The sequence below is a fragment of the Collinsella sp. BG-O-102 genome, assembly GCF_023656745.1.
GTDB lineage: Bacteria > Actinomycetota > Coriobacteriia > Coriobacteriales > Coriobacteriaceae > Collinsella.
Genome location: NZ_JAMOKO010000005.1, coordinates 16,423 through 29,466 on the forward strand (window position 1 = coordinate 16,423; position 13,044 = coordinate 29,466).

The 13,044-nt window shown below is 62.7% G+C and carries 12 protein-coding genes; all 12 read left to right on the forward strand.

Annotated features, from left to right (window positions below; all coding sequences use genetic code 11):
* Positions 1 to 19 precede the first annotated feature (19 nt).
* The 12 genes from NBH09_RS03585 to ftsY all read left to right on the forward strand — a co-directional run bounded on the left by NBH09_RS03585 (position 20) and on the right by ftsY (position 13,042).
* The gene (locus NBH09_RS03585) at positions 20 to 1,681 is read left to right on the forward strand and encodes a DAK2 domain-containing protein (protein WP_006234030.1); all 1,662 of its coding nucleotides are present in this window, start codon (positions 20 to 22) and stop codon (positions 1,679 to 1,681) included.
* Positions 1,682 to 1,690: 9 nt separating this feature from the next.
* Positions 1,691 to 3,868 carry an ATP-dependent DNA helicase RecG gene (gene recG / locus NBH09_RS03590; protein WP_250787077.1) on the forward strand — a complete coding sequence of 726 codons (2,178 nt, stop codon included), beginning with the start codon at positions 1,691 to 1,693 and terminating at the stop codon, positions 3,866 to 3,868.
* Positions 3,865 to 4,521 (forward strand): 16S rRNA (guanine(966)-N(2))-methyltransferase RsmD, encoded by a 657-nt coding sequence (rsmD, locus tag NBH09_RS03595; RefSeq protein WP_250787078.1) that lies wholly within the window; start codon positions 3,865 to 3,867, stop codon positions 4,519 to 4,521. Before recG ends, rsmD begins: the two co-directional genes overlap by 4 nt.
* On the forward strand, positions 4,514 to 5,011 hold the full coding sequence (gene coaD, locus NBH09_RS03600) for a pantetheine-phosphate adenylyltransferase (protein ID WP_250787079.1): 498 nt from the start codon (positions 4,514 to 4,516) through the stop codon (positions 5,009 to 5,011). The genes rsmD and coaD overlap by 8 nt, the downstream gene beginning before the upstream one ends.
* A gap of 68 nt (positions 5,012 to 5,079) precedes the next feature.
* On the forward strand, positions 5,080 to 5,577 hold the full coding sequence (locus NBH09_RS03605) for an ATP synthase subunit B family protein (RefSeq protein WP_040358176.1): 498 nt from the start codon (positions 5,080 to 5,082) through the stop codon (positions 5,575 to 5,577).
* On the forward strand, positions 5,577 to 6,131 hold the full coding sequence (locus tag NBH09_RS03610; RefSeq protein WP_117837204.1) for a YceD family protein: 555 nt from the start codon (positions 5,577 to 5,579) through the stop codon (positions 6,129 to 6,131). Before NBH09_RS03605 ends, NBH09_RS03610 begins: the two co-directional genes overlap by 1 nt.
* A 64-nt stretch (positions 6,132 to 6,195) precedes the next feature.
* On the forward strand, positions 6,196 to 6,375 hold the full coding sequence (gene rpmF / locus NBH09_RS03615; RefSeq protein WP_250787080.1) for a 50S ribosomal protein L32: 180 nt from the start codon (positions 6,196 to 6,198) through the stop codon (positions 6,373 to 6,375).
* 87 nt (positions 6,376 to 6,462) lie between these two features.
* The gene (plsX, locus tag NBH09_RS03620; RefSeq protein ID WP_250787081.1) at positions 6,463 to 7,482 is read left to right on the forward strand and encodes a phosphate acyltransferase PlsX; all 1,020 of its coding nucleotides are present in this window, start codon (positions 6,463 to 6,465) and stop codon (positions 7,480 to 7,482) included.
* A gap of 124 nt (positions 7,483 to 7,606) precedes the next feature.
* Positions 7,607 to 7,849, forward strand: a complete 243-nt coding sequence (locus NBH09_RS03625) for an acyl carrier protein (RefSeq protein ID WP_055286398.1) — start codon at positions 7,607 to 7,609, stop codon at positions 7,847 to 7,849.
* A 3-nt stretch (positions 7,850 to 7,852) separates the two neighbouring features.
* Positions 7,853 to 8,578 (forward strand): ribonuclease III, encoded by a 726-nt coding sequence (rnc, locus tag NBH09_RS03630; protein WP_195503185.1) that lies wholly within the window; start codon positions 7,853 to 7,855, stop codon positions 8,576 to 8,578.
* A gap of 10 nt (positions 8,579 to 8,588) precedes the next feature.
* Complete coding sequence (gene smc / locus NBH09_RS03635) at positions 8,589 to 12,125, forward strand: chromosome segregation protein SMC (RefSeq protein WP_250787082.1); 3,537 nt, start codon at positions 8,589 to 8,591, stop codon at positions 12,123 to 12,125.
* Positions 12,125 to 13,042 carry a signal recognition particle-docking protein FtsY gene (ftsY, locus tag NBH09_RS03640; protein ID WP_154515458.1) on the forward strand — a complete coding sequence of 306 codons (918 nt, stop codon included), beginning with the start codon at positions 12,125 to 12,127 and terminating at the stop codon, positions 13,040 to 13,042. The genes smc and ftsY overlap by 1 nt, the downstream gene beginning before the upstream one ends.
* The last annotated feature ends 2 nt before the right edge of the window (positions 13,043 to 13,044 follow it).

A 13,044-nucleotide genomic window follows, 5' to 3' on the forward strand; every position in this document is an offset into this window, starting at 1 on the left:
AACGGAGATTCAAATACCCATGATTGCAAAGACCATTCGCACCTGTTTTCCGATCGCTGCGGCTGCCGTTTCCGACAAGGCCGAGGAGATCAACAAGCTCAACGTCTTCCCCGTACCCGACGGCGACACCGGCACCAACATGTCGCTCACGCTCGCCTCGGTGACCAAGGAGCTTTCCGCCCTTCCCGCCGATGCCGATATGGAGGCCATCGCCGGCGCCATCACCCACGGCTCCCTGATGGGTGCCCGCGGTAACTCCGGAGTCATCACCTCGCAGATTCTGCGCGGCGTGGCCGAGGGTCTTGTCTCTGCCGACGAGCCTATTACGTCCGCCAACATTGCCTTCGCCTTCCGTCGTGCCGTCAAGGTTGCCTTCCAGGCTGTCCGCAAGCCCATCGAGGGCACGATCCTCACGGTCCTGCGCGATGTCTCGACCAAGGCCGATGAGTGCGAGAAGAAGAAGTTCTCGGCCGAGGATGCGCTCGATGCTATCGTCGTCGAGGCGTACCAGTCCGTCGCCCGCACGCCCGACCTGCTGCCCGTTCTGAAGGAGAACGGCGTGGTCGACTCCGGCGCCTTTGGCTTTGCCATCTTCCTGGAGAACTTTGTGGCTGCAGCACTTGGCCGCAGCACCGTTGTCGAGGATTTCTCCGCCACGTTTGATTCCGCTGGCTCTGCCCGCGACGCGGCCCTTGGTCGCGTTGAGATCGAGGCCAACGACGATTGGGAGGGCTCGGAGTTCCGCTACTGCAACGAGTTCCTGTTTAAGGCCGACGCCCCGTTTGACGAGGACGAGTGCCTTAAGTTCCTGGGTTCCATGGGCGACTGCGAGCTACTCGTGGGCGCCTATCCCGACTACAAGATCCATGTGCACTCCAACACCCCCAACCTGGTGCTCGAGCACATGCTGCAGCTCGGTCAGATCTATGAGGTCTTTATCCACAACATGGAGATGGAGGCCCACGACCGTACCGCCAAGATTCACGAGGACCAGGAGAAGGCCGCCGAGCCCGCGAAGGCCCTGGGCTTTGTCGCCGTTGCCGCCGGTTCCGGCGAGGCCGACATCCTTAAGTCCCTCGGCGTCGATGTGATCGTGTCGGGTGGCCAGACCATGAACCCCTCGACTGCAGACCTGCTGGGCGCCGTTGACCAGGTCAACGCGACCTCGGTTATCATCCTGCCCAATAACGGCAACATCCGCATGGCTGCCGAGGCCGCAGCCTCTGCCTGCACCGACAAGAAGGTCGCCGTCGTTCCCACCAAGACCGTTCCGCAGGCCTTCTCCGCGCTGTTCGCGGTCCTGCCCGATTCCGAGCTCGAGGACGCCGTCGCCGCCATGGTCGACGCCATCAGCGAGGTCCGCGATGGCGAGGTCACCCGCGCCGTGCGCGATTCCAGCGCTTCTGACGGCTCTCCGATTCACTCCGGTGACGTCATGGGTATCATCGCCGGCTCCATCGACGTGGTCGGCTCCGACGTGAAGCAGGTCACGCTCGACTGCATCAACCGCATGCAGGAGGAAGAGGAGGGCGACGCGCTGACGATTCTGGCCGGCGAGGAGCTGTCCGATGAGGCCTTCCAGGAGATCGTCGACGCTATCGAGGAGGCTCAGCCCGATCTGGAGATCGACGCCCATCGTGGCGAGCAGCCGCTCTATCCCGTGATTTTCTCGATCGAGTAGGCTCTGCCCATGTCCGAGCTGTGCTCCGTGCCGCGCGTCTCGGAGCGCTTTGCCCAGAGCAATGCGCTCGACGAGGATATCGCGCGACTCAAATATGTTTCGGGTAAACGTGAGGAGGCCCTTCGCCGTCTGGGAATTCGGACGGTGGGGGACCTCCTTCTCCATATCCCTCATCGATACCTCGACTTTACCCGTTCGTGGTCCATTGAGATGGCGCCCATCGGTACCGTGTGCACCATCATCGCCACGGTCGACCGTATCGTCCAAAAGCAGCCGCGTCCGCGCATGCAGGTGACTGAGGTCTCACTTGTTGACGAGACGGGCGTGCTGCAGGTCGCCTTTTTCCGCCAGCCCTGGATTGCCCAGCAGCTTAAGCAGGGCGACCGCCTAGCCGTGATGGGCAAGGTCGAGTTTGCCTACGGTTTTAAGCAGATGGCCTCGCCGCACTTTGAAAAGCTCGAGGACGGGCGCGCCGCAGGCACCATCCTGCCGGTCCATTACGTGAGTGATGGCGTGAGCCAGGCGTGGATGCGCCGCATCGTAAGCGGCGCACTCGAGGTCGTCGGCAATCCCTTCGACCCGATTCCCGCACGCTTGCGCGTCAAGCGCCGCCTGATGAGCAATGCCCGCGCGCTGCGCTCAATTCACTTTCCATCGAGCATGGCCGAGCGCGATATCGCGCGTCGTCGCCTTGCCTATGAGGAGTGCCTCTGCCTTCAGTTGGCGCTGCGTTTGCGCAACGACGGCGGCCTGGTCGATGTGGTGCCCTATGCTCACACCGCGGGCGAGCACCTGGCCGCGCTCAAGCAAGCCCTGCCGTTTTCGCTGAGCGACGAGCAGGAGGCCGCATTCCAAGACATCCTGCATGACATGTGCGATGGCGTGCGCGTGATGAACCGTCTGCTGCTGGGCGATGTCGGTACCGGTAAGACCGCCGTTGCCGCCTGCGCGCTGGCTGTGGCTGCCGATAGCGGCACGCAGGCCTGCGTTATGGCGCCCACGGGCGTGCTGGCGCGCCAATATGCCGATAAGACCGGCCCTCTGCTCTCGCAGGCCGGCATGTCCTGGGCGCTTCTGACGGGGGCCACGCCGGCGGCTGAGCGTGAGCAGATCCATGCGCAGCTGAAATCGGGCGAGCTCGACGTGCTCTTTGGCACCCACGCGGTGCTTTCGGATAACGTTGCGTTCAAGCAACTGTCCCTCGTGGTCATCGATGAACAGCACCGCTTTGGTGTGGGCCAGCGCAACGCCCTACGCGCGAAGGGCCCCGGTGCCGATCTGCTCGTTATGACGGCAACGCCCATCCCGCGTACGCTGGCGCTTTCGGTCTACGGCGATCTGGACACGAGTATCATCCGCCATCGGCCAGTCCCTGGCGCTGGCGTGACGACGCGTGTTCTCACCGAGTCGAGCCGCGACCTCGCCTATGGCGCCATCCGCGAGGCACACGAAAAGGGTCAGCAGGCCTACGTGATTTGCCCGCTTGTGGAGCCGAGCGACTCGGCCGATGAACTGGAAGACGTGCCCGGTATTGCCCGCGACGATGAGGGCCGCGCAACCGTCCCCGTGCCGCTGCACGATACGGCAACCGAGCTCGACCGCCTGCGCCTGGCGTTGCCGGGGCTTGCCATCGAGCGCCTTCACGGCCGCATGCCAGCGGGGGAGAAGGACCAGGTTATCGATGCCTTCAAGCGTGGCGAGATCGATGTGCTCGTCTCGACTACGGTGGTCGAGGTGGGCGTCGACGTGCCCAACGCCACGGTCATGGTCATCGAGAACGGTGAGCGCTTTGGCTTGGCGGCTCTACACCAGCTGCGCGGCCGCGTGGGCCGCGGCAGCGTGTCGGGCACCTGCCTGGTCATGACGCACTCCAAGGGCAACGGCGGCGCGTCGGCGGCGCAAGACCGTCTCCAGTCGCTCGAAAAGACCTCGGACGGTTTTACGCTCGCCCAGATGGACCTGCGCCTGCGCCATGAAGGCGAAATCCTGGGGTACCGTCAGCATGGTGGTGTGACCCTGCGCTTTGTCGACCTGGATGCCGACGAGGAACTGATTGAATGGGCCCATTTGGACGCGGTCGAGCTCTTGCGGTATGCTTGCAACCTTGACTCTGTGGCGACGCGTCCCTTGCGCGACGTGGTCGCCATGCGTTATCGACATATCTTTAAGGAGGTCAGCGGAGGATGAGAATCATCGGCGGCGAATGGCGCGGTCGTAAGATCGAGGAGCCCCGTGGTCGCGATGTCACCCGCCCCACGACTGATCGCGTGCGCGAGGCGTGCGCTTCTATGGTCATGTCGGCATTCGATTTCGATTTGGACGAGGTTCGTGTGCTGGACGCTTTTGGCGGCTCCGGTGCCTTAGGGTTAGAGATACTCTCTCGTGGGGCCCGCTCGCTCACGACGTTTGAGATCGATCGCAACGCCGCGCGGCTCATTACCAAGAATATCGAGTCGCTCTGCCGTGACCGTGCGCGTTGGCGCGTGGTCACGGGCGACATGCTGGCGAGTGCCTCGCGCGGTCGTGTACCGGGCGGCCCCTTTGATCTGGTCCTGCTCGACCCGCCCTATGCTTTTGGTGCCGAGCCGGTCGAGGAACTGCTGCAGAATCTGGCCCAGCAGGGTCTGCTTGCGTCTGGCGCTTACGCCCTGTTTGAGCATGCCGCCGCCGATGCGGGCGCGCATCCGGCAGGCTTTGAGACTGTACGTGAGAAACGCTACGGCATTACCTCGGTCGACCTGCTTCGTTGGGTCGACGATAACGATGGTGAAGGCGTCAGCGCCGGCGCAAATGCCGAGAACAACGATGCCACGACGTTTCAGGAGGACGCCCATGAATGACACCATCAACCGCGTGATCGTCCCGGGCACCTTTGATCCCATCACGTTTGGCCATATCGATGTGATCCGCCGCGCCCGCCGCATCTTTCCCAGCGTGATCGTCGCTGTTGCCGAGTCGCAGGGTAAAAACGGTGTGGGCACCACGTTTACGCTCGATGAGCGCGTGGCGCTGGCCCGCGAGGCGCTTGGTGATATCGACGGCGTCGAGGTCCTGCCCTTTACCGGCCTCTTGGTCGACTTCGCTCGCGAGCAGGGGGCGGGGGCCGTGGTCAAGGGCCTGCGCGCCATGACCGACTTTGAGTACGAGCTGCAGCAGGCCGACCTCAACTATCGCTTGGATAACGAGCTGGAGTCCATCTTTGTCATGAGCGCGCCGCAGTACGGCTATATCTCGAGCTCGGTTGTTCGCCAGATCGCCTCGCTCGGTAGTGACGTATCGACGTTTGTCCCGCCCAACGTGGTCGAATCGCTCAAACATCGCTTTTCGTGACGTTTCTTATTGCCTGGTGGCATGTGGTAAACTAGCACGATGATATGTTACCTATGAAAGGAGACCGGATGCCGGGCGAGAATTTTCCTGGCGATAGGATCGTCAGCTTGGTCGATGAGCTCGAAGGGCTGATCGAGGAAGCCAAGCCGCCTTTCGGCAAGAACGCTCAGTTCAAGGTCATCGACGCCGACGTGTTCTTCAACATCCTCGACGAGATCCGCATGAGCTATCCCGAGGAGTGGCAGAAGTCCCGCCGTATCCTTAAGGAGCGCGAGGAGCTCATGGCTTCCGCCGCCGCCCAGGCCGATTCCATCATCGCTGACGCTCAGCAGCAGGCCCTCACCATTGCCGGTGAGCAGGAAATCGTCCGCCTTGCGCAGCAGCAGGCCGACGACATCCGCGATCGTGCCCAGCAGTACGAGCGCGAGACGCGTTATGCTGCCGAGGACTATGCAGAGCAGGTCTTTACGCACCTGGAGGAGAACCTCAAGAGCCTGACCGGCACCGTTACCCGTTGCCGTCAGCAGCTCAACGAGGGTGCCGCCCAACAGAATGGTCAGTGGTAATGGCTGAGTTCCCGAGCGTTACCGTCGATCTTTCCGAGCAGCTCGAGTTTCCTGGAGATTCGTATCCGCTGACCGGTAAGGTCGATGTCGCCACCTACACGGTGGGCGAGAAGGAGTACCAGCTTCAGGACGGCATCGACTACGATGTTGTCTTTACCAATGCCGGTACCGGTGTCTTGCTCACGGGCATGGTCCGCGCGCACGCCACCGGCGAGTGCGACCGTTGCCTGGAGCCTGCCTCGTTTGATATCGCCGGCGAAATCGAGGAGTTCTACCTCTTTGAGGAGCCCGAGGATCCCGAGGCCTACGAGGACGGCTACGAGCTCCTGGGTGAGGACCGTCTCGTCGATCTGGGCGAGCCCATCAATGACGCGGTCGTTATGGACACGCCGTTTGTGGTGCTCTGCAAGCCCGATTGCCGTGGTCTGTGCCCCACATGCGGTTGCAATCTCAACGTCGAGCAATGCGATTGCGCCGCCCAGGCAGAGGCGGAATGGGCCGCTGCCACGGAAAATCCATTTGCAGCATTGAAGAATCTCAAGCTCGATGAGTAAAACTGTGGTAGTATCGCTACTTGCGCGTAATCGCCACACTGGATAGTTCATAAGGAAGGTCACTATGCCCGTACCTAAACAAAAGCAGGGTCGTATCCGCACTCACACCCGTCGTTCCGCCAACATGAAGATTACGGCTGCGGCTCAGTCCACGTGCCCCCGTTGCGGCGCTGTCAAGCTTCCGCACCATGTGTGCCCCAGCTGCGGTTTCTACAAGGACCGCGAGGTTATCGTTACCGAGTAACGGTATACTCTGGATGCGATGCCGTTCCAAATGGAACCACAATGGCCGGCTCAATGAGTCGGCCATTTTTGTATAAGGAGTATGTTTATGAGTAACGTTCGCGTTTGTGTAGACGTTGTGGGCGGAGACGAGAAACCTCAGGTTGTTCTCGATGGTATCGAGGCTGCACTTGCCGCCGATCCCGATATCGAGGTCTTGGCAGCTGGCCCCGCCGAAATCGTCAATCCCTTTGCCGCTTCCCATGCACGTGTTGAGGCCCTTGAGGCACCCGACGTTATCGCCATGGATGACGATCCCATTCGCGCCGTGATGACCAAACGCAAGTCGTCGATCGTGCTGTCGTGCCGCGCCATCAAGAAGGGAAATGCGGACGCGTTCTTCTCCGCCGGCTCCACCGGCGCCATGACCGCTGCCGCCACCGCCTATGTGACGCCGTTTAGGTATCAGGCCGAAGGCAAGAAGCAGCCGGTGCGCCCCTGTCTGACCAATGCGCTGCCCAATCGTGCCGGCGGTCTGACGGTGCTGTGCGACATGGGTGCCAACCCCGATGTCGAGGTTGACGATATGGTGCGTTTTGCCCAGATGGGCAGCGCCTATGCCCGCGTCGTCCTGGGCATCGAGCATCCTCACGTGGGCCTGCTCGCCAACGGCACCGAGGACGAGAAGGGCTCCAACTTTACCAAGGCCTGTTTCCCTGCTATGAAGGCCGCCGTTCCCGGCTTTGTTGGTAACTGCGAGGGCACCGACCTCACCTCAGGTAACTTCGATGTCATCGTTGCCGATGGCATGTCGGGCAATATTGCGCTCAAGGCCACCGAGGGCGCTGCCAAGTTTTTGCTGCAGGAGCTCAAGGGCGCCTTTATGGCCTCGCTCGGCACCAAGATCGCCGCGCTGCTCATTAAAAAGCAGATGCGCGAGATCAAGGCCAAGCTCTCTGGCGACGCCAAGGGCGGCGCGATTCTTCTGGGCCTGCGCGGCGTGGTCCTGATCGGCCATGGTGCCACCTCAGTCGAGGCTGTCAAAAACGGTACGCTCGCGGCGGCCGAAGCCGTGCGCGCCGGGCTGGTCGAGAATGTCGCCAACTCTATGGATGGTATCGTTTTATAAGAGCGAGTTAGAGCGCTGTTATGTGCTTCGCGGTGCACGCCGTGGGGTAGAATCAGAACCGTGTCTTGGTACCGCCCGGGCGGTACCATTCTTTTGGTATTCATGCACTATGAGAGGAAGCGCTATGGACCGCTCCGAAATCTTCGACAAGATCGCCGAGGTCGCTGCTGACGTTCTGGGCGTCGATGTTGCCGAAATTAGCGAGGAGACCACCTTTGACGACCTCGATGCCAACTCGCTCGAGCGCCTGCAGCTGGTTACGGCTATCGAGGACGAGTTCAACCTCGAGATCGATGACGAGACCCTGCTCTCGCTCAACTCTGTCGCCGACGCCGTCGACGCTATCGAAGCTGCCAAGGAGGCCTAAGTCTTGGCTTTATCCGACCGACTTACGCGCGCCCAGGAAATCCTGGGCCACGAGTTCAACAATAAGGTGCTGCTGCGCGCGGCCCTTACGCATCCCTCGGCAGTCGAGGGACAGCCGGTTTCTGCCAGCTATGAGCGCCTTGAGTTCTTGGGCGATTCCATTTTGGGCGCTGTGGTCGCACGCTCCCTGTTTGAGTCCTATCCGGAGTTTGACGAGGGCAAGCTCACGCGCCTGAAGGTGTCGCTTGTCTCGGGTGCTACGCTGTCCGAGGTTTCTCACGAGCTGGGCATCGACGACATCATCATCTTTGGTGCCTCTGAGACCGGTACTGGTGCGCGCGGCCTGCATTCGGCCCTCGAGAACGTCTATGAGTCGCTCGTGGGTGCGCTGTACCTGGATGCCGGCTGGGATGCGGCGGCGGAGTTCATTCACCGTACGCTTAAGCCGCATTTGGCTTCCGAGCGTGCCGAGCATCCTGCGAACCCCAAGTCGTTTTTGCAGGAGTGCGTGCAGGCCGACGGTCACGAGCCCCCAGCGTATAAGCTCGTTGGCTCCGAGGGCCCGGCGCATGCGCCCACCTTTACCGCCGTGGTGTTGATCGATGGTATTCGCCAGGGTCGCGGCTCCGGCTCCTCAAAGAAGGAAGCCGAGGGAGCCGCCGCGCTCGAAGCGCTCGACCGCATGGGTTACACCACCAACGGCGTGATTCTGAACAAGAAGCACGTGTAAGCGAGGAACCGTGTATCTCAAGTCCCTCACGCTCAAAGGGTTCAAGTCGTTTGCCGACCGCGCCCATATGACGTTTGAGCCGGGCCTGACCGTCATCGTCGGTCCCAACGGCTCGGGAAAATCGAACATCTCCGACTCGATTCTGTGGGTCCTGGGCGAGCAGAGTGCCAAGCAGCTGCGCGGCCAGGCCATGGAGGATGTCATCTTCTCGGGCTCGTCGGCGCGCAAGCCGGTGGGTGTCGCCGAGGTCACGCTGGTGCTCGATAACTCGGACCATATGCTGCCCGTCGACTTTGACGAGGTCGCTATTACCCGTCGCATGTACCGCTCGGGCGAAAGCGAGTACCTCATCAACTCGAGCCCGTGCCGCCTGATGGACATTCAGGACATCCTGCACGATTCGGGCCTGGGCAAGGATACGCATTCCATCATCAGCCAGGGCAAGCTCGACGCCATTTTGCAGAGCCGCCCCGAGGAGCGCCGCGCCCTGATCGAGGAGGCTGCCGGCATCTCCAAGCATAAGCGCCGCAAGGAGCGTGCGCTCAAAAAGATTAAATCGATGGACGAGCACCTGACCCGTGCCCGCGACATCAATAAGGAGATCGCCCGCCAGCTGCGGCCGCTGGAGCGTCAGGTCGATCGCGCGCGCAAGTACAAAGAGCTGTCCTCGCGTGCGAACGAGCTTACGCAGATGCTGGCCGTCGACGAGCTCCGTTCGCTGCAGTCGCAGTGGAACGACCTGGAGAGCCGCTCCAAGGAGGGCGCTGCCGAGCTTGAGCTTGCGCAGTACCGCCTGGGCGAAAAGGAGCGCGAGCTCGAGAAGCTCCAGGTCATGCTCGAGGAAAAGGGCCTTTTTGTGGGCGATCTGGGCGAGCAGCGCCGCCATATGCAAGACGTGGTCGGCCGCATTAACTCCGATATGCGCCTGCTCGAGGAAAAAGGCCACAACATGGTGTCGCGCCTGTCCGACATGCGCGGCCAGATTTCGAGCTCCGAACATCAGCGTCGTCGCGTGGTCGAGGAGCTCGAGGATGCGCGTGCCCAGCTTGAGGAAGTTACCGGTGCGCACATGCAGGCCCAGGACGACGTTGACGCCGCTGCTCCTGCCGCCGCCCAGCTCCACGAGCGTCGCGTTGCGCTCGACAATCAGATTTCGCAGCTTACGCGCGAGCAGCGCGATGTGCAGCGTGCGGCCGATAACGCCGCGCTCGAGCTTGCCAAGGTGAAGGACTCGCTGAGCAACGCCGAGGTCGAGGACAACATGTACGCCTCGCGCCTGGAGCAGATCGACGAGCAGCTCGAGGAGGTCACGGCCTCGCTCGAGAGCCGTCGCGACCGCGCTGAGGAGCTCGAAGGTGCGCTCGATCAGGCTCGCCAAGCCCAGGTCGATGCGCGTGAGGCCACCGAGGTCGCCCGTGCGGCGTTGAAGGACCTGCGTAATCGCGAGAGCGAGGCGCGCAATAAACTGTCCGAGGTTCGCTCTGAGCTCGCGAGCCAAAAGAAGCTCGATGCCCGCATGGCTGACAGCTCGCCGCTTGTGAGCCGTCTGATGGGCGCGTTGGGCGATGATGTCTCGGGTCGTCTGGGCGATGTGCTCGAGGCCCCTCGTGAGCTCGAGGGTCTGGTCGAGCAGCTGCTTGCCGGCGATATCGATGCCCTGCTGTTTGATGACGCCGCCACGCTTGAGCGTGCCGGCCGTGCGGCTCTGGACCAAAAGAAGGCCTCAGGTGAGGCGCTGCTGATGGCGCGCGGCGTGAGCGGCGGTGCTGCTGCTAAGGGCGCTGCCGGTTCGCGTTTGGTCGATCGTCTGTCCGTGCGTTCCGGTTATGGCCCGGTTGTCGAGGCCCTGCTTGGCGGCTATTACGTGGTCGATGACTTGGCTGCCGCGCTGGCGGCACCAGTCGTTGACGGTGTGACCTATGTGACTCCCGATGGCGCCCGCGTGAGCTGTGGCGGCCTGGTGCGCGTTGGACTCGATGCCGGCGAGGCCTCGGGTGCCCTGGAGCGCAAGCGTCGTATTCGCGAGTTAGAGGGTCTGGAGCCCGATCTGGCTGCCGTGTTTGAGCATGTGTCGGATCAGGTCGTCGAGGTCAATGCGGCCGTCGAGGAGGCGCGTGCCGCCGAGGGCGATGCCGCCGGCGAGATTGCCCGTCTTGAGGGCGAGCGCCGCTCGCTGCTTTCCGAGATCGGCCGCCTGGAGCAAAGCGCCAACAATGCCGAGGTCGAGCGCGTGCGTATCTCCAAGCGCCGCGAGCAGGCCGCCGAGGCCGTTCGCGCTGCGCGTCCGCGCGTTGACGAGCTCACCCGTTCGCGCGACGAGGCCCGTGCGCAGACAAGCGACCTGGGTCTCCAGATTGCCGAAGCCAACGACGAACTCGATCGCGTGCGCCGTGACGATTCCGAGGCTGCCGGCAAGCTCGCCGATGCCAAGGTGCGCCTGGCCCAGACGAGCGAGCGCCTGCGTTCGCTGAAGGGCCGTGTGCCCGATCTGGAGCATCGCCTGGAGGGCATCGACCGCCGTATCCGCGGAACACGCCAGGCCTCGCGCTCGCTCGAATTGCTGCGCCTGCGCGTCGATCCCATGCACGAGCGCTATTCGGCCCTGCTGGAGCGCGCGTCGGATTGGGCCTCGCGTCTGCGTGACCAGGCTTCGCTCGAGGAGGCTGACTCGGCCTCGCTTAAGAAGACCATTGAGGACGCCAAGGCCGAGGTCTCCCGCGCCAAGGAGCGGGTCGATGCCGCCACCGCGACGCAAAACGAGTTCAAGGTCGCTCGCGGCAAGCTTGAGGTGCAGGTAGAGGCGGCTATCAAGGCCATTACCGCCGATGGCACCACGGTGCTCGAGGAGGCGCTCATGCTTCCTGCGCCCACCGACCGTGACGCTGCCGAGCGTGAGCTCAACCAGCTCGTGCGCCAGATCAACAACCTGGGCCCTGTGAACCAGGTTGCCATGGAGGAGTACGAGCAGCTCAAGCGCCGCGCCGATTACATCGAGGAGCAGCTGGCCGATCTGGAGAGCGCGCGCAAGGCGCTCACCAAGATCACCGTGGCCATCGACCGTAAGATGCGCAAGGCCTTCCTGGTGACCTTCGAGAAGGTCGATGCGAACTTCCGCGAGATCTTCGCCATGCTGTTCCCGGGCGGTCAGGCGCATCTGGAGATGACCGACCCTGAGCATCCGGCCGAGACGGGCATCGAGGTCGTGGCGCAGCCGCGTGGCAAGCGCATCACCAAGATGATGCTCATGTCGGGCGGCGAGAAGAGCCTGACGGCGCTCGCCTTGCTCTTTGCTGTCTATCGCACGCGTACGGTGCCGTTCTATGTGCTGGACGAGGTCGAGGCGGCGCTCGATGACGCCAACCTGTCCAAGCTCATCGGCGCACTCGACGTGTTGCGTTCCGATACGCAGCTCTTGGTTATCTCGCATCAGCGCCGTACTATGGAGGACGCTGACGTCCTCTACGGCGTCTCGATGCAAGCCGACGGCGTCAGTCGCGTCGTCTCGCAAAAACTCGATCGCGAAACCGGAAAGGTCGTGAATGCATAATGGGATTCTTCGATGCTCTCTCGCGCGGACTTGAGCGCAGCCGCGAGGCCCTCAACGAGGTCTTTTACTTTGGCGGCGAGGTCGACGAGGATTTTTGGGAGGACCTAGAGGACACCCTCGTCATGGGTGACATGGGTGCCGAGGTCGCGATCCAGGTGTCCGATGACCTGCGCGATGCCGCGGCCAAGAAGAACCTTAAGACCGCCCCGCAGCTCCGTCGCGCCCTGGCCGAGCAGCTCGAGCAGCATTTTGTGCCCGTCGAGCGCGATCCGTTCGCCGACACGCCGAGTTGCGTGCTGTTTGTGGGCATTAACGGTGCCGGCAAGACCACGACGGTCGGCAAGATCGCGAGCGCCATGTCTGCCCGCGGCAAGAACGTCGTGATCGGCTCAGCCGACACCTTCCGCGCCGCCGCCATTGAGCAGCTCGATGTGTGGGGCCAGCGCGCCGGTGTCCCCGTCATCAAGCGCGACCGCGGCTCCGATCCGGCGAGCGTTTGCTACGACGTGCTCGACGAGGCCGACAAGCGCGGCAGCGACCTGGTACTTATCGACACCGCCGGTCGTCTGCACACGAGCCCCGAGCTCATGCGCGAGCTTGCCAAGGTGGTCAACGTGACGCGTAAGCGCGCCGCCAATATGGCCGCCGGCCCCATGCCCGTCTCGGTCGTCCTCGTAATCGATGCCGCAACAGGCCAAAACGGTCTGAACCAGGCGCTCGAGTTTAACGAGGCGCTGGGCCTGGACGGTATTATCATGACTAAGCTCGACGGCACGGCTAAGGGCGGCATCGCCATGGCTGTGGCCGAGAAGCTCAAGCTCCCGATCCTGCGCGTGGGCGTGGGCGAGCAGGTTGATGACCTGCAGGAGTTCAATGCCAAAGATTTCTGCCGCGCCCTGGTGGGCGAGTCCAACTAAGG

What these genes read in the sequence shown, in the direction of transcription:
- rpmF (WP_250787080.1), top strand. Translation starts at nt 6,196, where the DNA reads ATGCCCGTACCTAAACAAAAGCAGGGTCGTATCCGCACTCACACCCGT.
- rsmD (WP_250787078.1), top strand. Translation starts at nt 3,865, where the DNA reads ATGAGAATCATCGGCGGCGAATGGCGCGGTCGTAAGATCGAGGAGCCC.
- NBH09_RS03605 (WP_040358176.1), top strand. Translation starts at nt 5,080, where the DNA reads ATGCCGGGCGAGAATTTTCCTGGCGATAGGATCGTCAGCTTGGTCGAT.
- NBH09_RS03625 (WP_055286398.1), top strand. Translation starts at nt 7,607, where the DNA reads ATGGACCGCTCCGAAATCTTCGACAAGATCGCCGAGGTCGCTGCTGAC.
- NBH09_RS03610 (WP_117837204.1), top strand. Translation starts at nt 5,577, where the DNA reads ATGGCTGAGTTCCCGAGCGTTACCGTCGATCTTTCCGAGCAGCTCGAG.
- coaD (WP_250787079.1), top strand. Translation starts at nt 4,514, where the DNA reads ATGAATGACACCATCAACCGCGTGATCGTCCCGGGCACCTTTGATCCC.
- ftsY (WP_154515458.1), top strand. Translation starts at nt 12,125, where the DNA reads ATGGGATTCTTCGATGCTCTCTCGCGCGGACTTGAGCGCAGCCGCGAG.
- recG (WP_250787077.1), top strand. Translation starts at nt 1,691, where the DNA reads ATGTCCGAGCTGTGCTCCGTGCCGCGCGTCTCGGAGCGCTTTGCCCAG.
- plsX (WP_250787081.1), top strand. Translation starts at nt 6,463, where the DNA reads ATGAGTAACGTTCGCGTTTGTGTAGACGTTGTGGGCGGAGACGAGAAA.
- NBH09_RS03585 (WP_006234030.1), top strand. Translation starts at nt 20, where the DNA reads ATGATTGCAAAGACCATTCGCACCTGTTTTCCGATCGCTGCGGCTGCC.